General features: G+C 55.6%; 13 protein-coding genes. 6 read left to right on the top strand and 7 right to left on the bottom strand.

The window, feature by feature from the left end:
* Positions 1-80 precede the first annotated feature (80 nt).
* Positions 81-3,869 (top strand): PVC-type heme-binding CxxCH protein, encoded by a 3,789-nt coding sequence (locus FYC48_RS23625; protein WP_200836687.1) that lies wholly within the window; start codon positions 81-83, stop codon positions 3,867-3,869.
* Between the two features lie 29 nt (positions 3,870-3,898).
* Here the strand turns inward: FYC48_RS23625 and FYC48_RS23620 are convergent, their stop codons facing one another.
* From FYC48_RS23620 to FYC48_RS23605, 4 genes are all read right to left on the bottom strand, one after another.
* Entirely contained in the window at positions 3,899-5,107 is a 1,209-nt protein-coding gene (locus tag FYC48_RS23620; protein WP_149499260.1) for an aminotransferase class V-fold PLP-dependent enzyme, read from the bottom strand.
* Positions 5,092-5,535 carry a molybdenum cofactor biosynthesis protein MoaE gene (locus tag FYC48_RS23615; RefSeq protein ID WP_149499259.1) on the bottom strand — a complete coding sequence of 148 codons (444 nt, stop codon included), beginning with the start codon at positions 5,533-5,535 and terminating at the stop codon, positions 5,092-5,094. Before FYC48_RS23615 ends, FYC48_RS23620 begins: the two co-directional genes overlap by 16 nt.
* 190 nt (positions 5,536-5,725) lie before the next feature.
* Positions 5,726-5,977, bottom strand: a complete 252-nt coding sequence (locus FYC48_RS23610) for a MoaD/ThiS family protein (RefSeq protein WP_149499258.1) — start codon at positions 5,975-5,977, stop codon at positions 5,726-5,728.
* Positions 5,974-8,961 (bottom strand): anaerobic glycerol-3-phosphate dehydrogenase subunit C, encoded by a 2,988-nt coding sequence (locus FYC48_RS23605; protein ID WP_149499257.1) that lies wholly within the window; start codon positions 8,959-8,961, stop codon positions 5,974-5,976. Before FYC48_RS23605 ends, FYC48_RS23610 begins: the two co-directional genes overlap by 4 nt.
* 274 nt (positions 8,962-9,235) lie before the next feature.
* On the opposite strand from FYC48_RS23605, the gene FYC48_RS23600 reads away from it, so the two are divergent.
* Both FYC48_RS23600 and FYC48_RS23595 read left to right on the top strand, forming a co-directional pair.
* Complete coding sequence (locus FYC48_RS23600; protein ID WP_149499256.1) at positions 9,236-12,610, top strand: PVC-type heme-binding CxxCH protein; 3,375 nt, start codon at positions 9,236-9,238, stop codon at positions 12,608-12,610.
* Positions 12,611-12,757: 147 nt separating this feature from the next.
* Positions 12,758-13,909: a c-type cytochrome gene (locus tag FYC48_RS23595; protein ID WP_160149738.1), complete on the top strand. Its 1,152-nt coding sequence runs from the start codon at positions 12,758-12,760 to the stop codon at positions 13,907-13,909.
* A 7-nt stretch (positions 13,910-13,916) separates the two neighbouring features.
* Here FYC48_RS23595 and FYC48_RS23590 read toward each other — a convergent pair whose 3' ends face one another.
* Entirely contained in the window at positions 13,917-14,870 is a 954-nt protein-coding gene (locus FYC48_RS23590) for a cytochrome c (protein ID WP_160149737.1), read from the bottom strand.
* A 290-nt stretch (positions 14,871-15,160) separates the two neighbouring features.
* Here FYC48_RS23590 and FYC48_RS23585 point away from each other — a divergent pair, with 290 nt between their 5' ends.
* Together FYC48_RS23585 and FYC48_RS23580 are read left to right on the top strand one after the other, a co-directional pair.
* A complete protein-coding gene (locus tag FYC48_RS23585) occupies positions 15,161-15,520 on the top strand; it encodes a hypothetical protein (protein ID WP_149499253.1) in 360 nt (119 codons plus the stop codon).
* Positions 15,520-15,945 carry a DUF4430 domain-containing protein gene (locus FYC48_RS23580; RefSeq protein WP_149499252.1) on the top strand — a complete coding sequence of 142 codons (426 nt, stop codon included), beginning with the start codon at positions 15,520-15,522 and terminating at the stop codon, positions 15,943-15,945. The genes FYC48_RS23585 and FYC48_RS23580 overlap by 1 nt, the downstream gene beginning before the upstream one ends.
* A 375-nt stretch (positions 15,946-16,320) precedes the next feature.
* Here the strand turns inward: FYC48_RS23580 and FYC48_RS23575 are convergent, their stop codons facing one another.
* Positions 16,321-17,115, bottom strand: coding sequence for a helix-turn-helix transcriptional regulator (locus FYC48_RS23575; protein WP_149499251.1), 795 nt, complete (start codon positions 17,113-17,115; stop codon positions 16,321-16,323).
* Between the two features lie 332 nt (positions 17,116-17,447).
* A complete protein-coding gene (locus tag FYC48_RS23570; RefSeq protein ID WP_149499250.1) occupies positions 17,448-19,079 on the bottom strand; it encodes a ThuA domain-containing protein in 1,632 nt (543 codons plus the stop codon).
* 243 nt (positions 19,080-19,322) lie between these two features.
* Between FYC48_RS23570 and FYC48_RS23565 the strand changes: the two genes are divergently transcribed.
* Positions 19,323-20,153, top strand: coding sequence for a hypothetical protein (locus FYC48_RS23565; protein WP_160149736.1), 831 nt, complete (start codon positions 19,323-19,325; stop codon positions 20,151-20,153).
* Positions 20,154-20,211 lie beyond the last annotated feature (58 nt).

Here is a 20,211-nt window from a genome sequence, read left to right as displayed (position 1 = left end):
ACTGCAGCCAAACCCCACCCACCTCATCTGCCGGAATCGGTCTCGGAACCGTGAAGGCATTTATTTCTCAAAGGACAAACATGAAGCGTTTGATTGCTTGGTTCGCCACGATTCCGCTGGCTATCTTAATTTCGCCATTGGGCGGATTCATTTCGCCGTGCGATGTGTCCGCAGAAACGGGAGCCGCGACGTCGGGAACTGCGACGCAGCCAAAACTCGAATTGACCAAAGGTACCAAATTGGTTGCCGTCGGTAGTTCGCTCGGCGAGCGAATGAATTTGTACGGTTACTTTGAAACCGATCTACATTTGGCGCATTCGGACAAGCAGATTCAATTTCGCAATTTCTGCTGGCCTGCCGACGAAGTTTCTGTTCGCCAGCGTCCTAGCAACTACACCGATATCGATGACCCACTCGCCGTCTTTGCTCCCCAGGCGTACTTGTGTTTCTTTGGGACGAATGAATCTTACCGAGGGGCCGACCGAGCATCGGTCGAACAATTTGTCAAAGACTACCGGGCCTACCTGAAGGAAACGAATGCGAAGCATTCCGGCGGTGACGCCCAGTTCGTTTTGATCAGCCCGGCGGCATTCGAATCGACCGGGAACCCGTTGCACCCCGACGCCAACACTCGAAACCAAGCCCTAAAGCAGTACCGAGACGCGATCGAATCGTTGGCAAAGGAACTTGCCGTTCCGTTTGTCGATCTATTCACGGATACCGAATCCGCCTTCGCACAATCGCCGGGAATGCAATACACGATCAACGGATTGCACCTCAACGAACAAGGCGACAAGTTGATCGCGAAGCTGCTTCGCGAAGCCTTGTTCTCAAACGCAACGCCCACGACCGGTGCTGACTCTGATGGGATCGACGCGGAGGTAATTCGTCACTGGGTCAACGACAAGTCATGGTTGCATTTGCAAGACTATCGCATGCTAAATGGCTGGTACGTTTACGGTGGCCGTCGAACTTGGGATACCGAAACCTTCCCCAGCGAGTATCGAAAGATCCGCAAGATGGTTGCCGTTCGTGATCAGTACATTTGGGATTTGGCTGAAAACAAATCCGTCCCCAACGTTCCCGATGATTCCACGACCGGTGACGTAGTAATCCCGGAAACCATGTTCGGGACTCGCGACGATAACTTCCGAAAGTATCGCGAACCTAAATCGCTGGAGTACCCGACACCGGAAGAGTCAATCGAAATGATGACCGTTCCCGATGGAATGGAAGTCAAGCTGTTTGCATCCGAACGTGAGTTCCCCGAACTTGCCAACCCCAACCAGCTTGCGTTCGACGCCAAAGGCCGCTTGTGGGTCTCCTGCATGCCCAACTATCCGCAATGGCAACCCGGCGCGGCGCCGCCGAGCGACCGATTGTTAATTTTTGAAGACACCGACGGCGACGGAAAAGCAGACAAGTGCAAGACGTTTTACGACAAGTTGATCTGCCCGACCGGCTTTGAGTTCTACGACGGCGGAGTCTTGGTCGTCGATGAGCCCCGGATCTTATTTTTGAAAGACACCGACGGTGATGACAAAGCCGACGAGGTCATTCAATTAATCGATGGAATCGCCACCGATGATACCCACCATACGATGGGCGCTTGGGAGTTTTCGCACGGCGGTTACTTGCACATGCTCGAAGGGATCGCCCTGTCGACGACGCTAGAAACCCCGTGGGGACCGTTTCGTAATAAAGGTACCGGCGGTGCCTACGTTTACGACCCGATCAGTGGCAAGTTTCTGCACTATCGCACCCCCGGCTATGGTAACCCGTGGTGCTTGGTGTTTGATCAGTGGGGGAATGGAATCGTCGGTGACGGTACGAACGCGAAACAGCACTGGATTTCGCCGCTGTTCGGCAAGGAAGTCAACACCCGAAAAACACTCACACCGGTGTTCGACAATCAAGGGATGCGGCCTGCCGTTGGAAACGAGTTCCTGCTGTCGCGACATCTGCCCGACGAAGTTCAAGGGCAGTTCATTTATGCCTGCGTCATCAACATGCACGGAATGCCGCGTTTCAATTTGCGTGCCCAAGAAGAACAGGCTGGTTACGAAGGCGAGCGGGTTGACGACCTACTTTCTTCGACCGACATGATCTTTCGTCCCGTCGACCCTAAAATTGGTCCCGACGGGGCTGTTTGGTTTGGGGATTGGTGCAATGCCTTGATCGGACACATGCAATATTCACAACGTGACCCCAACCGTGACCACACACACGGTCGCGTCTACCGACTGGTAAATAAGCACAAGCCGCTGTTATCAAAGGCCGACCTGACCGAGATGAGCGAAGCTCGGTTGCTGGAAGAACTGTTGGTTCCGGAACTTCGAACACGGTATCGCGTACGACGTGTGCTACGCGAACGCGACAAAGCAGCGGTTTTGTCGGCGATCAAGTCATGGATTGCCGAGACCAGCGACCCAATGCAGTTGTGCGAAGCGATGTGGATCCAAGAGAGCTTTCGCCAAGTCGACACCGATTTGCTCGACCGAATCCTGGGTAGCGATGAACCACTCGCCCGCGCGGCAGCGATCCACACGATCACCAACGAAATCGAACGTATCGAAACGGCGCATGACTACTTAGCCGAAGCAACCAGCGATTCCCACCCCCGCGTCCGTCTGGAAGCGGTTCGCGGAATTAGTTTCCTGGACACGCCCGACGCGCTCGAATTGGCACTCAGTGTGGTCGATCACCCAATGGATTATTGGTTAGCCTACACGCTCGAACATACCCTTTATGCTCTCGAACCGATGTGGAGCGGCAAAGAAAAGGGAGCGGGATTTCTGGCCAACAGCTCGGAATCTGCGAGAGCCTTCTTCTCGCGTTTCCGCAAGATCAATGGCCCCGGCGGCGCCGCGGTTTTACCGCTCGAAATCGCCGAAGATGTCGACGCTTCGGACGCCGATCGCAATCGAGCAATCGGAACACTCGCAGGGTTACGCGGTGGAAATGCGCGGCGTGGCGAGGCCGTGTACAAACAAGTCTGCTCGGCTTGTCATAAGATCGGTGACCTGGGCAAACCGTTCGGTCCCGAACTCACCCATGTGGGTTCGCGACTGAATAAATCTCAGATCATTCAATCGGTGCTAATGCCCAACGCGGAGATCAGCAAGGGCTTTGAAACGGTCAACATTCTGACCGTCGATGGCGATACATTCAACGGATTCGTCATCGCCAAAGACGAGCAAAAAGTGACCTTGGGGATTGCCGACGGTAAGCAAAAAGAGATCTTGCTAGACGACATCGAAATCGAAAAACCGATGAAAGCAAGTTCAATGCCCGAGGGCTTGGCCAAGCAGATCGCTCCGATCGAGTTCTTGGATTTGATCGAGTACCTTGTCAGCCGAACCAATGTCTCTCAAGTCCGCAATGACGGCTGGATCGGCGCGTCCTATCATGAACCGCCGAAGCTGCGCTCGCACCAAGGTCATCCGGAACTAACTTCCGATGCGATGGTCCGCTTGGGCCAGCAGTTCAGAAACTCGGATTGGAATCGCGACCCGCATTTGCTGTTTACACCGGTCGGCCGAAAAGACTTTGATTTCGCGTTTCATTCCGAGCATGACGTCGAGTCACCGGCAGTGACCATCCGTCTGTCGCAGCCGAGTCACATCAAGCACTTGAAGTTGGTCAATCGTCGCAATGGCCAGTTCTACGAACGCGCCGAAGGACTAACGGTTTGGGCCAGCATGGACGGCGAGACGTTCGAGAAAGTCTGGACCGCCGAGTCAATGAAAGGCGAATGGATGATCGATTTTCCGTCCGGGATCGACGCGCAATTCATTCGCATCGGCTTAGACGGCAAAGGCACGTTTCACCTTTATCAAATCGTCGCATTTGGCGAGCCGCTGAAATAGCGGACGAATGCCCAAGTCGGTCGGCGCGATCAGAAACTGCTCGCGCCGGCCGTCAATTGGCCGATCGCATCGATCAATCGGTCGAGATCCTCGTCAGAGGTCTCGGCCGAACAACTGACTCGCAGTGTTCCATCGGATGGAGATCCGATGGCTCGGTGAATGAGCGCCGCGCAGTGCAGGCCCGATCGGACTTCGATTCCAAACTCACTGTCCAAGATGCTCGCCGCATCGCTTGCCGGCAGTCCTTCAATTTCCAAGCTGACGATGGGTAGCTTCGGGTGTTTCGGACGACCGATCACACGAACCCCGGGAACGGTTTCCAGTCGCCGATACAGGTCCTCTGCGATCGAACTCAGCTTCCGTGCGGTTTCATCCAAGGTATCGGCTGCGGAACGATCACCGCGTCGCGCACGAAGTCCGGCCAACCAACCGGCGTACGCGGGAACATTCATATTGCCTGCTTCGAAGGCATGCGGGAAAAGGGTTGGCATCTCAAGCCGATCGGATTGACTGCCCGTCCCACCCAGGATGAGCGGTCGGATACGCGGGTGTAATTTTTGGCGGACATACAAGAAGCCGGTCCCCAAAGGGCCTTGTCCACCTTTGTGCCCCGGCGCGGCCAGGACATCCACCTCTGCTTGTTGAACGTTGATTCGTCGATAGCCAAACGACTGTGCCGCGTCGGTCAAAAAAATCGGTTTCGCGGTGTGAGCAAAGTGTTCTGCCAGTCGCTGGCCGAGATCTTCGATCGGTTGAATGGTCCCATTCACGTTGCTCGCCGTCAGCACGGCGACCATCGACGTCTCCTCGCGGACGGCCCCCATCACGGCCTCGGGAGACACTCGGCCACTCGCATTGACGTCAACGATCGTAAGCTGGACCTGCTGTTGTAGCGACAGATGGTGGAGCGGTCGCAGGACACTATTATGTTCGGCCGCTGTGGTGACGACGTGATCGCCGGGACGTATTAATCCAAAGATGCCGACGTTTAGGGCCTCGGTGCCGCCATTTTGAAGCGAGATTTCGTTCGCAGAAACGGCATGGATCCAACGGGCGAGTTCTTCACGAAGGCTGGCGATGATTCCGCCGGCATGCACCGCAGATCGATACGTTCCGCGCCCGACTGCGGCCTCGTGTTTCAACATGTGTTCGCGCATCGTTTCGATCGTCGCCGATGGCTTCGGGACGCTCGTCGCCGCCTGATCAAAATACAAACGCGGGCTCACGGGTGAATCCATTCGGTCGATTGGTCTTGGTAGGTTTCTCGTTTCCAGATCGGGACGTTTGACTTAAGTCCATCCATGATCCAGGGAAGCGCGGCGAACGTTTCCGGGCGGTGTCCACTACAACAGCCGACCAACACACTCACTTGGCCGATCGGGACTTCACCAAGCCGATGAATCACGATGACCTTGGTCAAGCGAAAACGCTTCGTCGCTTCGGTGGCGATTCGATCCAGTTCGGAAAGTGCCATGGTCGAGTGGGCTTCATAATGCAACGTGTGCGTCACGCGTACCACACCGGCGTCATCTTTGGTTTTTCGGCGGGTCACGCCGGCAAACCACCCCTGCGCCCCAATGTCGGGGTCGCCCAATTGGTCGGACCATTGCGCAAGCTGAATCGGTGCATGGACGAGTCGCACCAGAACGGCAAGGGAAGATTCCATCAAGTTAATCGTGACGTGAGTGTACTATTTTATCGGGCCCGGCAATCGCGTTTCGCCGTTGAATTGACCGGCACTGGTGTTGCGTCAGTTCTGGCAATGAGAATCCGCCGATTGGCCTTCGCCACCGTTTCTGATTGATCACCGGGCTGATAAACCGACTCCAAACACTGGTTCTAGACGCGGCACTGATTTAGCCTCCACTGACTGGCGGGATCAACGCGAATTCTTTTGCATCGGCGGTCACCACCGCGTCATCGGCAACATAGGATTGGTCGATCGCAAGTCGACTGAGCCGAATCAACGTCGCGGCAGACGGCAATCGCTTCGCAACTTCGTCGACCACATCGTTCGCGGTCGCCGGTGTTTTGATTTCGACTTCGATGCTCGATGCCTGGGCCGCTTCGCGTAGCCCGGCGAACAGGAGAACTTTCAATTTCATCATGACGCGTCGTTTTTCAACAACCCCAATTGTTCACCGACCTTAGGAAATCGCCCGTATGCATAGGCCAACAACTTAATCGGATGGATCGTCTGTAGTCCGGCGGCATGTTCGATCTGCATCTTGCACGCACTGCATTCGGTCGATGCGATGGGGATTCCGCTTGAACGCATCGCAGAAATCATCGGCCAGCCGATTCGCAGGCTATTACGATAGTTGCGTCGCTGTAGTCCCCACGTGCCCGCCATTCCGCTGCAACCGCCTTCGACGTGTTCGACCTGCAGCCCCGGGATCATCTTCAATAGTTCGACCGCGGCGATTTCCGGATCGAGCACTCTTAGGTGACATGGTCGGTGATAGGCGAAGTGTGCATCGATCATATGCAGATCGAGATCAAGTTTTCCCGCATGATTCAGATGGACCAGGAAGTCACATGCTTCATATGAATTTTCGGCAACCAGGTAAGCATCTTCGTCGTCAAATAAGTTGGGGTATTCGTGTTTCAGGCACAAGACCGCCGATGGTTCCGTCGCGACCACGGTGTAACCATTCCGGATCGCTTCGGCCAGCAAACGCAGATTGCGTCGTCCGATGCGGCGAGCCCCCTTCAAATCGCCGGCAGTGATCCGCGCCATTCCGCTTCCCGATTGCGACGTCGGAACGTACAGACCGATCCCGTTTTGTTGCAGGACTTCGGCTAGCGCCCGCCCGATGTCAGGATCATGGTAGTTGGCATAATGATCGACAAAGTAAAGCACCTTGGTGCCCTCGCTGTTGATCTTTTTCGTCCACCGTCGCCGCGCCGCGTAGCGAATAAAACTGGTGTCCGCAATCGCCGGAAGTTCTCTTGTCGAAACCAGCCCAAACATCTGCTCGGCGAGCCATCGTGCGATTCGATTTTGCAATAGAAAGTTTGAAAGACGCGGCAGTTTCGCACCAATGCTTGCGATCGAATCCAGTCGGGTGAAGAGCCGTTCGGAGAGGGGCAATCCATTCGTCGAGACGTAGTGTGCTTTCAGTTCGCCAACGATTTTAGGAATGTCGACCGTCGAGGGGCATTCGACGCGGCACTGGTGGCAATTGAAACACAAGTCGGCGACCGCTTTGGCGCGATCGCCGGCCAGTGCTTCGACCTCGATCTTGCCGCTTAAAACGCCGCGCAGCAAATTGGCTTTCGCCCGGGGCGTCGATTCTTCGTCACGCATCGTCCGGTAGACGGGGCACTGCCGTTCATCGGCAGCGGTCGTTCGGCAGCGTCCACATCCGTTGCAGGACTGGGCGACTTGATCGATCATTTTTCCGGCGGGCCAATGCTGCATCACCGGCAACTGTGGGATCGCGGCGGATTGTAAACGAGATTGCTGGACGATACGGTCGGAAGGCTCGATTAGCGTCCGTGCGGGCGATACGACTTCGATGGAATCGCCGATCGGTCGCAGGTTTTCATCGGGTTGTTGAAGCACAGCACCGAAAAGTTTGCCGGGATTCAATCGATGATGAGGGTCGAACAATCGTTTGACCTGGCCCATTGCCAACCAGTAGTCGCCGAACTGTCGTGGAAGCAATGCGCTGCGACTTAGGCCGGCGGCGTGTTCGACGGAAATCTGTCCGTTCATCTTCCAGACGACTTCGGCAACGTCGGTCGCGACCTGACGAATTTTATCGCGATCACTTGCCTTCGATAAATCCAAGAATGGTCGAATATGAAGTTGCCCGTGCCCCGCGTGGGCAAAAACCGTCGACGTACATTCGTGATCGCGAAGGGTCTTTTGAATCGCGATCAATGCTTCGGGCAGTCGTTGTGGGTCGACTGCGATATCTTCGGTGAACGGGATTGGCATTTCCCGCCCTCTCAGTCGTCCCAATCGCGGCGTGACTCGTCGACACAATTTCCAGTATTGATCTCGGGTCGCTTGGTCGGTGCTCGATGTCGCGCTGAAGGCTCCGTCGGGGCCTCGGGTTAATTCTTGCTTGAGGATTTCGATTCGGTCAGACAACTCGGTCAACGATTCACCCTGCAATTCCAGCAATAACATTGCCTCGGCTTCGCGAGGAAGCATACTCTCGAATTGACGCTCGGTTTCGCGGGCGATCCCTAGCAACCGCCGCCCGATCATGTCGCAAGCGACGGGACCGTGATTGAGAGCGATGACGGCGCTTCGTGCCGCCGATTCCAATCGATGAAAGAATAACGCGGCAATGCCACGATGCTTCGGGATCGGTTCGGTCTTCACCGTCGCTTCGACGACAACGGCCAGTGTGCCTTGGGTACCGCAAAGAAACTTCGCCAAGTCCACGTTGTCGTCTGCATCGATGACGCCATCGAATCGATAACCACTTCGCGCCGGAGATCCACGGTTTTCCACTTCGATACAATCGCGGTGTTGATCACGGATACTGACCAGTCCGCGAGCCAAGCGGCCGGGGATCCCCATTTGTGATGGGTGATGGTTGGACAGGTTTAAAAGTTCGCCTTCCATCGTGACGACGCGGAGCGAGCAGATGTTGTCGCGGGCCGAACCGCTTCGCAAGTAATGACTGCCCGACGCATTCGTGGCCAGGACGCTGCCCATCGTCGTGATGCTGCGAGTCGCCGGATCGGGACCGAACCAACGTCCCGATGATCGAATCGAACGATTAAGTTCGGCCAGGGTCATGCCGGCTTCGACGACTACGCGACCGTCGCTGCGATCCATTTGCATCCGCCGCATGTATCGCGAAAAATCGAGCACCAACCCCGGGCCGATGGATTCCCCAGAAACTCCACTGCCGGCCCCGCGGGGGTGGATCGGCAAGTCATGTTCGGATGCGTAGCGAACGATGGCAACGACGTCGGCAGCCGACCGCGGCCGGACCACACCGATCGGTTGCAATTCATAGATACTCGCATCGGTCGAATAAAGGGTTCGCGACACCGGATCGCAAAGCACATCGCCGCGCACGATGCCCCGCAAGTCGTCTTGAATCCGCTGCCGGTCAATCTCCATCGCTGTCCTAATGTCGTCTTCGGTGCCACATGTCGGCGGGGACGTTCATTTCATTCCGCCGCCCGCACCCAGCTTAATCGTAAAGCACGTTTCGATTCGAGATGGGGGACCTCTTGATTGTAAAACCGTGGGTTCGATCGTTTGTCTGGCGAATTCAGCTCAACGAAATCTTGCTAAACTGATGCGACGGAGGATTCGTTACCCTTGTTATCGGTGATGAAGTTCTTCTCAAAACACTCCACAACCTCGACTCCCCCCGATAGGCTTCTCCAAAATGATGCGTCGACATCGTTCCTGGGCGATGATTTTGTCCGTCCAGCTAGTCCTCTTGGTCCATTCGCTCGTGGTCGCGGCCGAACCCAAGCACGTGCTGATGGTCGCCGGCCCCCGATCGCATAACTATGGCGCCCACGAACATTTCGCCGGATTGCGGATTCTGCAAGATGCGATCGAACAGAGCTCCGACGCCAAAGTCACCGTGGTTCGCCAATGGCCCTCCGACGAACAACTGCGTTCCGCTGACACCGTGGTGATTTATTGTGACGGCGGACGTCGGCATGTGGCGATGGATCATCGTGATCAACTACGAAAACGGCTTGGCGAAGGCTGTGGCTTGGTTTGTTTGCACTACGCGGTCGAAATGGTCCCCGGCGAACCGGGCGACGATTGGGTTGACTTGCTCGGTGGCCATTTCGAAGTCCACTACAGCGTGAACCCGCACTGGATTGCCGAGTTCAGCGAGCTGCCTACCCACCCGATCACGCGTGGCGTCCAACCCTTCGCGACCGATGACGAGTGGTACTTCCACATGCGATTTAAAGAGGACGCCGATATCACACCGATTCTTTACGCGGTCGCTCCGGAACACACCATGAAGCGTCCCGACGGTGCTCACAGCGGCAACCCGATCGTCCGAAAAAGCGTTGCCGCTGGTGAACCACAAACGGTCGCCTGGGCCTATGACCGAGCCGACGGCGGTCGCTCGTTCGGGTTCACCGGTGGGCACTATCACTGGAACTGGGGAAACGATGATGTTCGCCGTTTGGTGACCAACGCAATCCTCTGGACGGCGGGCGAAACGATTCCCGAGTCGGGAGTTAGCTTGGGCAAGGAAAAAGTCGGCCTAGAAGATCTCTTGAAGAACCAAGATTATGATCAGCCGAAGAATTTCAATGAGCAACAAGTCATTGAAAAGTTCCGGCTCGATAAGGATACCCCAAAGGCGAACGGCAACGACGATCAATCCTCCAGTGTCAAGCCGCGTCGGCTATTCGCAAGTGACGTCGTGACGACGAAAACTCCCGGTCATCGCGTCGAGATGAAGGTGGCACTTGATGGCGCTCGCGATTTATTCCTGATCGCAGACGATGGAGATAACGGCTATTCGTGTGATTGGGCCAATTGGATTGACCCGATGATTCACGGAAAATCCGGTTCGATGTCGCTGCTCGACCTGCCATGGAAACGAGCGACAAGCGGCTGGGGGAATGTTCGCAAAAACCAAAACTGCCAAGGGCAACCTTGGTCAGTCGATGGTACTCCGCTGGGAACCCATGCGATCGGAACACATGCCAACAGCGTGATCCATTATCGCTTGCCCGAAGGTTTCACAACGTTCACCGCGATCGGCGCACTTGATGACGGCGGTACAAATCAAAACGGGGGCAATGACACCAGCGTACGATTCGCCGTTTATGCCGATGCGGCCCCGGCATCGGTCGGTACGATTGCCAAGGCCAGCAACGACGCAGCCAAACGAGACCCCAAGAACGCGATCGCAGGTATCACCGTCGCCGACGGATTAGAGTTGACATTGTCGGCCAGTGAACCGCTGCTGCGTAGCTTGACCAACCTCGACATCGATACCCAAGGCAGGGTGTGGGTGTGTGACGTGATGAATTATCGTCGCAACAACGGTTCACGTCCGGAAGGCGACCGAATCCTGATCCTCGAAGACACCAACGGTGACGGTGTGATGGACCAAACGACGACCTTCTACCAAGGTCGCGACATTGATTCGGCCATGGGGATTTGTGTCCTCGACGGTGAACAAGGACGCGAAGTCATCGTCACCGCATCTCCGAACGTGTGGCGGTTCACCGATGCCGATGGGGACGACGTTCCGGAACAGAAAACGGCAATCTTTACTGGTGTCGGAAATCCACAGCACGACCACTCCGGACACTCGTTTTTGTTTGGCCCGGACGGAAAACTGTATTGGAATTTCGGCAACACCGGCGAACAAGTCAAAAATGCCGACGGTGATACGGTCATTGACATCCACGGTCGTCCGGTCGTCGACAACGGCGCGCCGCTACTCGGTGGGATGCCTTTTCGATGTGATTTAGACGGTTCAAATTTTGAGGTCCTCGCGCACAACTTTCGGAACAACTGGGAAACCACCGTCGACTCATTCGGCACGCTTTGGCAAAGCGACAACGACGACGACGGAAACCGTGGAACACGGATCAACTTCGTCATGGAGCACGGCAATTATGGCTACCGAGACGAAATCACCGGTGCCGGGTGGCGTGACGACCGGATGAACATCGAAGATGAAATCCCGTTACAACACTGGCATCTAAACGATCCCGGTGTCGTCCCCAATCTGCTGCAAACCGGAGCCGGTTCGCCAAGTGGTATCTGTTTCTACGAAGGTCGTTTACTGCCGAAACGCTTTTGGGACCAAATGATCCACTGTGACCCGGGCCCCAATGTCGTTCGTGCTTATCCCGTCAAGGTCGACGGTGCGGGCTATCAAGCGACGATCGAGCCCTTGTTGACCGGCAGCAATGACCCTTGGTTTCGCCCCGCCGATGTCTGCGTCGCACCCGATGGATCATTGTTCGTCACCGACTGGTATGACCCCGGAGTCGGCGGGCACCATCAAGGAGACCTCGACCGAGGTCGACTGTTTCGGGTCGCGCCGCCACGAACTAAGTATGTCGTTCCGAACTATGACTACAGCACCGCAGCCGGCGCCACCGCCGCGCTGAAAAATCCTAATCGCGCGATTCAGTCGCGTGCGTGGCGAGCGTTAAATGCGATGGGGGCGGGGGCCGAATCGGAACTTCTCAAACTGTTCGGCGACAACAATCCGCGTTTCCAAGCTCGCGCATTGTGGCTGCTCGGAAAGATCGAAGGCCGAGGACAACACTATGTCCAAAAGGGACTGGAGCACACCGAACCAAATTTGCGAATCACCGCAATTCGGTTGGCTAAGCAATTAAACGATACGCCGTCACAGTGGCTGGCCGACGCCGCGGACGACCCTTCACCGGCCGTCCGTCGCGAGTTGGCAATCGCATTGCGGTACGACAAAAGCGATGCGATGCCAGGGTTGTGGGCCAAGTTGGCGACCGCATACGACGGAAAAGATCGTTGGTATCTCGAAGCTCTGGGGATTGGCAGCGATGTCCGTGCCGAGGAATGCTTTGACGCCTATCTCAGTGCGGTCAAGGGCCGCTGGGATACGCCCGCCGGACGAGATATCACGTGGCGAATTCGGGCCCCCAAGGCGGCCGAAGCGATGGTGTCATTGATCGCCGACCCATCCCGACCGCTGAACGAAACGGATCGATACTTCCGCAGTTTAGAATTTCACGATCCCGTCGTCCGAACCGAAGCCCTGCGAAGATTGCTTCCGTAAACTTTCATCATTGCTTTGACATAGACCGAAGCCGCATTCTCAAACGATGTGGTCACTCGATCAACGCCCTTCCAACCGTTTCTATTTCTATCGTCATACCTCATGTTAAACCTTTCATTCGATCACCGCAGTATCGGCCATATAGCGATGACATGCCGGTTCTCGTATGTACTGCTCGCGTGCTTGTTGCTCCCCAGTTTACTGCTCCCTGGTTTGCTGTTCGCGGCCGAAAATACAGACGATGACGCCGCGCAGGCTCGTCGTGATGCGGTGTTGGTTCGTGCCATCGAACGGATGCAGGACTTCAATTACCGCGAGCATCCCGAGGTGATCGCCGCGATCGACCGGCAACTTCACCGGACGCAGGGAACCCCCGAATTCATTCGCTTGGTCAAAAAATTTCAACCCGCGGGCATCGAAAAACAACTGATTGAAACGTTGGTGGGTGATAATCGATCGGCCGCCGTCGAAGCAGCAGTATTACTGTTAGAAATGGAGCATGGGCGACCGCTCGTGCGGCAACGCTTGATCGACAAGGCACATGGGCCGGTGGTCGCCGAAGTGTTGGGTTTACTTGGCAACGGGCGAGCGATCTATTTCTTAAGTGAAATCACGCGGCAAGCCGAACAGCCATTCGATTTGCGACGTGCCGCCGTCGTAGGCTTGGCTCGTAGCAAGGGCGGCCAAAAGAAATTGATCGAGCAGGCCGATCAAAAACAATTGGTCGGTGACACTTGGTTGATCGCCGGCGCATTGCTCGCCCGCAGTGACGATGAAAGTTTGCGGAAAGCCGCCGGCCGAGTCCTTCCACAGCCAGCACAGAAAGACGCCAAGCCGCTTCCCCCGGTGGATCAACTTGCCAAAGCCAAGGGCGACGCGGTTGCCGGAATGAAACTGTTCCGTGGCGTCGCGACCTGCGCCAACTGCCATATCGTCAACGGCCACGGAAAAGATGTCGGCCCCAACCTCTCGGAGATCGGCAGCAAGCTTTCTCGTGAAGCGATGTTGACCGCGATCCTTTTGCCAAGTGCCGGGATCAGTCACAATTATGAGAACTACGTTGTCTTGACGGCCGAAGGCCAAGTGATCGCGGGCTTGAAGATGTCCGAAACCGACCGCGAGGTGGTCATCCGAACCGCCGATGCGATCGACCGAAAGATCGAAGTCGATGACATCGAGTCGATGAAGAAAAGCGAAAAATCAGTGATGCCGGAAAACCTGCATCATCTCTTCGGACAGCAGGGCCTCGTCGACTTAGTTGAGTACATGGCGACACTGAAGAAAGCCGATCCTTCGTAATCGATTTTTATCGATAGTCGGCGTGACAGGCGTCGCAGGACTGCATGATGTTTCCAACCCCCTTGCTGATCATGCCGTAGTCCTTCAACTCCAGGCCGCGAGTGACTTCCGTGGCCGCATCGGACATCGCCTTGCTGTAATTCCGGTAGTCCTCGTCGTCTGCTTCGTCCATCCCTTCCTGGACCAGGATGCGGCCGAGGACGGCGAGCAGTTCGGCGGGCCGCCGCACGTCACCGGGTTCACTCTCGACCATTGCTTGATCACCGGTCGCTTCGCGAAGTTGATCGTTCAACGCCTCGGCGTACTGCATCAACGGCGCGCGGTCGGCGATGGATGCCCAATCGTTTCCATCTTCAGCTTTTCGGCCTCGCAGTCCGCCCCCGCTAATCAGGTCTTGCAGGTCATCTTTTCGCGCCCGAGCCTCGTTGAAAACTTGAGTCGTACCGGCGTTGCAATTGAACGCCGTTCGGCCAAGTAGGTCGCGTGCCGCGGCGGCATCGTCTTTCCAGCGGACATCGCCTTCGTATTCGGTGATGATCGCGAACATGCTGCTCATTACCATCAGGTCGAGCCGGGCGTCCTCATACCCGCCGCTCTTGAACGGCCCCGGTGTGGTGACGACAGAATCGTAGTGCAGCTTCATCCGTTTGACCTCGTCTTCGATCGAGGTCGCCGAAATCAGGTTGTCCCAGGGACCAGCTTTTGCCTGTGTGGCGCCCGTGGACCCCGCCGCGACCGCTGCCGCCGGGGTCTTCGTCTGACGCAGTGACTGAAGGCTAGGCCGTTGACCGCTGATGGCATCGGAAACGGATTCGAAAAAAATTCCGCGGGTCGATCCGGCATCAAATTTCGGTGCGGGGGCCCGCCGATCATCCGCCGCTACCGTCAAACAGAACACGTACGCCAACGTAAATATTGCGGCGCCTGATGCGGTTAGGGAAATCAGTTTTTGGGAAGGCATCGCACACTTCATCGATTCCAAGGGACGGTACTTTACCTTCAATGTAGCACTTCTAATAAGACTCTGGTCACTGACCGTAAAAACTCTATACAGCAAGGGAGCGATGTGAAGCAAACCGGCGTGCCCGACGCACGAAAAACGCAGCAATTCCGCGTGCTCGCCCCCCCATCATCCGAGATGTATTGAGGTCCATTCGACGCGCCCCAATTTGGCGCGAAACTGGCCAGGATTGATGGGGTTGAAACAACGGCGAATGGATGCCCAACCAACATTTAAACGGGGAAAGAACTATGAATGAAACGAATTCCGAACGCGTCACCTGCAAGTGCCCCGGCGGACACAAGGTTCGTGGCGGAAGCGAGCTGATTGGGAAAACCGTTCGTTGTCCTCGCTGCAAAGAAAAGTTTGTCTTTGGATACCAAGTCCGCGAAACGGTGACCGACACGGCGGTCGTACGCCTACTGGGCGACGGCCCCACGGTTCCGCAGGCACCGTCGGCGACCGAACCTGCGCTGCGACCGTGCACACGCTGCGGAATCGCGATTTCCAAGAATGCCAGTGTCTGCAAGCATTGCAATTGCTACGTCGGTCATTTGCCAGATTATTTGACTCGACTCGGGTCGGCCGCCGGAGATTCAAGCCACAACTGATGATGAAGAACGGACTGTATTTAATCGGACTGTATTTGACCGTCACATGGGTCAGCGGCTGCGGAGCCCCCCAAACCGACCCCGATACGGGTTCAACTGTGAACCCGGGCGTGGCCGAAGCGAATGCTACGGGCCCGGTGACGATTGTGATCGACCGTGGAACGGGCGAGGAGACGACAGAGACAATCAGCGACGTCGCTGACGGTGAAACACTCGAAAGCGTCATGAAACGCGTCGAGTCTGCCGAGATCAAATTCCGTGGCAGTGGGACGACTGCGTTTGTCGAATCGATCGGCGACCTTGGTACAACCAGCGGCGAAGGGTGGACGTTTACCATCGACGACGAATTTGCCAGCCAAGGAATCGGCCAGCTAAAGCTGCATCCGCCCACCAAGATTCGCTGGAGTTACGGTGGATTCGAATAATCGCTAACGTCATCCGGACGGGAACCTCTCCCCCGACACACGTTCTCAGTGACCGGAAACCGGAGACGACGATGTGGTTCGCCAGGCGTGAAGTCTTCTCAACAAGGACTGCTATCCCAGTTGCTTCGCGCTAATGCAGTGATGCGAAGACACGAGGACGCAAAGATTTTGTTCGTGCGGCCTTCCTATGCGTCTTCGCGTTCAGACGGACTCACCATCTCCAAGCGTCTCCAGATTCTTCCCGATCGCTCGGTCAAGCTTCTTCGCTTCCCCTACTGCCCGTACAGAGGGCGGTCAAGCCGCTCTCGAAATCCGCGGTGGCTTTTCCCATTCGTTGGCTGTCCAGAAGGGACCAGCGAACACGAAACGTAGCGTTTACACGCCGAAATCGCCAAACCCTTTTTCTTGCAATCGAACCAATAGCTTGATCATCTCGAGTGGTGACCCAAGATCGAGCTCGCTGAGAATACTATTGCGATGATTTTCGATTGTTCGCTTGGACACTTCGCGTTCTTGGGCAATTTCCATCGCCGACATACCGCGGGCGAGCGAGATCGCAATCTGACGATCGAGTTCGGGAAGCTCGTTGAAACGACGCCATTGTTCGGCGAGGAACGCTCCCTTAGCGATTTCGTTGTTGGCGTCGACCAATGTTTTTTCGACGCGAGTGATGCCTAAGATCGCAAACGATCCTTGCCCGACGCCGATCAAAGACTTTTTGGCGGTTCGAAACAGCGACAACTGGCCCTCGGAATCGCGACCGTAGTGGTCAAAGATCGCGTCCATGCAGCCTTCCAGAATCAGCTTGTCGGAAATTTCGCTGATCGGGATGATCGTCTTGTGCAAAAACGAAGAACCGAATCGACCGACGGGCAATTCGTCGGGTGTAAAAATACGTCGATAGACTTGATTGGAGCAAAGTAATCGCTGGTCGGCCGATTTCAGATAGATTGAATCATTTTCACGATCAATGATCGGCTCAAGCGGTTCCCCGCGTTCAAGTGCCGCGGCGATCGTCGTCGAAATGCGTTCGGTGGTTTGAACAAAATCTACGAGGCTGGAACTGGAAGTTGGGAACTTCGGATCCGGTTGCGGACTGGTGGGAGTGACAGCATCATTGCCGTTGGGGGCATTACCGGAAGGGTCATTGCCGGAAGGTTGGTTTAGCATCGAGGGGTTTCCGCAACACAGTATCGCGCCCGTCAAACGTGACGCGAATTTTCAAGGGTTGGTTACAAATACGGATTCAACGGCACCACATGGATGACGCCGCGTGACGAATTGTTTTTGGAAGTGGGAGGACGTCCGAGAATCAGGCGATTCTGCCTGAGGGTAGGCGGGGCCGGTATTGAGCGATTCCTTGCCGAATTCAAGAAACCTCCCTTCCGGGGCGAGTTCGTCACACACTTGAAGGGTTTTGTCAGAAGCATGAACTCATTTTCACACTCGCAACGCTTAAGGCTACCTTTAGGATGGCAACGTCGTCAACAAACGTTCGGCATTCAGTGGGTGTTTCCTACACCGCTGTACGTTTTGATGACCTGATCGAGTAGTTCGATAAACTCGTCTGTCCGAAAATCTTGGCGATGACCGAGCGACGTGTAAAACGACTGCCCGCCGTCAACTCGGGTGTACGCCCAAGCGACCGGTTCGTCGCCCACACCCTCTGCACGGCCGATGGCTAAGACCGTCGCCGTGCTGACTAGCGGACGCACTTTGTACAGAGATCCACCTTGCCGAAAGGGGCGAATTTCAATCCCTCTCGCCAGGGGAGACTGCTGTGGAAGCGGGGCAGCCGGAAACACCTTCGATGAAAGCGTGTTCGGATGGTGATTGGTGTAGTTACCACCGAAGACCTCACGATCGAACTCCGGCCAATCGACGAGCCCCTCCGGCGGCGCGGAATTCCGTAGGCAAAACGCATGACTTGCGGTACGAATACCGAGCACGGATTTTCCGGCAGAAATATAATCGCGAACGCGTTGCAGCTGCTCACCCGGCAGTGGCTTGCGACGAACGCTGACGACCAATAAATCAGCTTCATCGAGACCATCGAGTCCAACGAAATGATTGTCCCGGTCATGGTGTTCTAAGACATAGCGAACACGGAATGTCTTCCCAAGGTTTTCGAGTGCGTACCGTGGCAGCGTTTCAGCGGTCGCATATTCCGACTCGCCAATCATCATGACAATCGTTGGTCGGGTATCGGACGAAAACCGAAACGCCGAACCACCAAGAATCTGCTCGCTCGAAATTGTCGGGCAGACCGTTCTCTCGATGTAATCGATGACTAAATCGGTTCCGGTGAAGTGATTGACAAATGGCTTTGCGGCCGGATTGTACATCGTGTCGGTCAAGTCACGGACCAAGGCAACATTGACATGGTTCTTGGCAAGTTGACGCAGACCAAACGGTCGACCAAGGACACACATGTTGGTGTGAACGCCGACCAACATTACGTTGTCGATCGAACGCTGTTTTAACAGACTCCAAATTTCATCGCCTCGATCGCTGATGAAATCGCAAGACGCATCGATCGTGAGCGCGTCCATCTGTTTCTTCCAAGGTGATCGCGGATTTCGACCTTGTCGAATCAACTGTTGTCGCCACGCCTCATGCTCCTCAGGCGTGTCGTCTTCGCCACCATCACTTTGGTCGATCGGATAATCTTCGTCGGCTTCTCGGTCGATCGTATAGCACCATTGGTTGATACCCGCTGGAAGCGGCACTGCTTTGGAGATTTCTGCCGCCCGCTTTCTCGCCGGATGATCCTGATAGGCCGACATGCAACTACTGGGAGCATGAATGATCGTCACGCCTTGCTCGCGGACCGTATCCAAAAATGCATTCATTCGCGGGGCCAACTCTGTCGCTCGCTTGACGGCGCGATAGCAATGATGTGAATCCCACATATCACACACAATCACGGCAGTCTTGTTCGCCTGCCAAGACTGTGAATCAATGACGGGACGATAAATCGGCTGGGAATCCTGTAAGCGTTGCGACCGAAGCTGAACGTTCAACACCGATTTGATTGACGTGGTCGAGGGTTGTGCCCAAGTCTTACGCGATCCGGTGATGCCAAGCAGCACAACGCTTGCGATGAAGAACACTCTTAACTTGATCGTTATCATTGGAACGAGCCGGGTGGTAGGAAGAGGCAAGGCGGTGGGAAAAAACAAGGCGGGCAACTCGGAATCAATTGAATAGTTTAACAAACGACTAATCCGTGATCACCGTTCGCATACGATTCCGTCCCGGCGTTCGATTCGCTCTTGCCGCCATGAAGAATCTGATAAGAAACACATTTCTTGACAGGGGCATCAGGCGAGATCAAATTAGACAAGATGACTATCTTTATCTTCGAGGAAAAGCTAATGAACCGATCGTATTTGAACGCTGCCATGTTGTTGTTGATGATGGCAGTGGGTTACGAGAGCGTCTCCGCTGCCGAACCGCTAACGACGGACGAAAGCCCTTCAATGAACGAAAGCGCCGCACGGCGACTCAAGTACATGCAGGAATCGGGGCAGAGCTACCGGGTGAGCGACGCCGACGGGAAACCGATCCGTTTTGTCAGCAGCCCAGCATTGCGTTGGACCAACCCGGTCAGCGGCGTCAATGACGGCGGTTTGTTTTTCTGGGAAGATGCTAATGGTCGTCCCGTGGCGGCAGCACAGATCTTCTTGATTCCGAAAACCGAACGGAAATGGCTACACGAATTCCAGTCGCTCGCCGATCAACCGATGACATTCAAGCACCAAGGCCGAATCGTCTGGTCTCCGAAGCAGGCGGGGGTGGAATTCAAATCAGTCGATGGCATCGATGCCCCGCGATCATCCCCAGGGGCTCGGTTGATCCAAATGCGTCGCATCACTCAACGCTTTACCGTCGACGACGACTTCGAAGGCGAGACCGAAAACCGGCTTCGGCTGATGTCGACTCCACTGGCACGCTATTCCAGTCCGGGAGTGATTGACGGCGCCTTATTCGTCTATTCGCACGGGACCGATCCGGAACTGTTTGTGATGATCGAAGCTCGCAAACAAACCAGCGGTGAAGCCGCTTGGTTCGTCGCTCTTGCGCCGATGACCGCATACGCCTTGAAGGTCCAGATGGATGACCAACCGTACTGGGAAGCGATCTGGCGACGTCCACCGCATGCAAAGTCAGCGACGTTCACCAATTTCGTTTATCCACCTCAATAGCCACCGCGAACGGATGAACTAGGCATTAAGTCTGAACTCATACGTGATCACGGTGCGA

It is taken from the genome of Roseiconus lacunae (assembly GCF_008312935.1).
GTDB lineage: Bacteria > Planctomycetota > Planctomycetia > Pirellulales > Pirellulaceae > Stieleria > Stieleria lacunae.
Note: the sequence above shows the minus strand (reverse complement) of the source record. Positions and strands in the feature narration are given on the sequence as shown.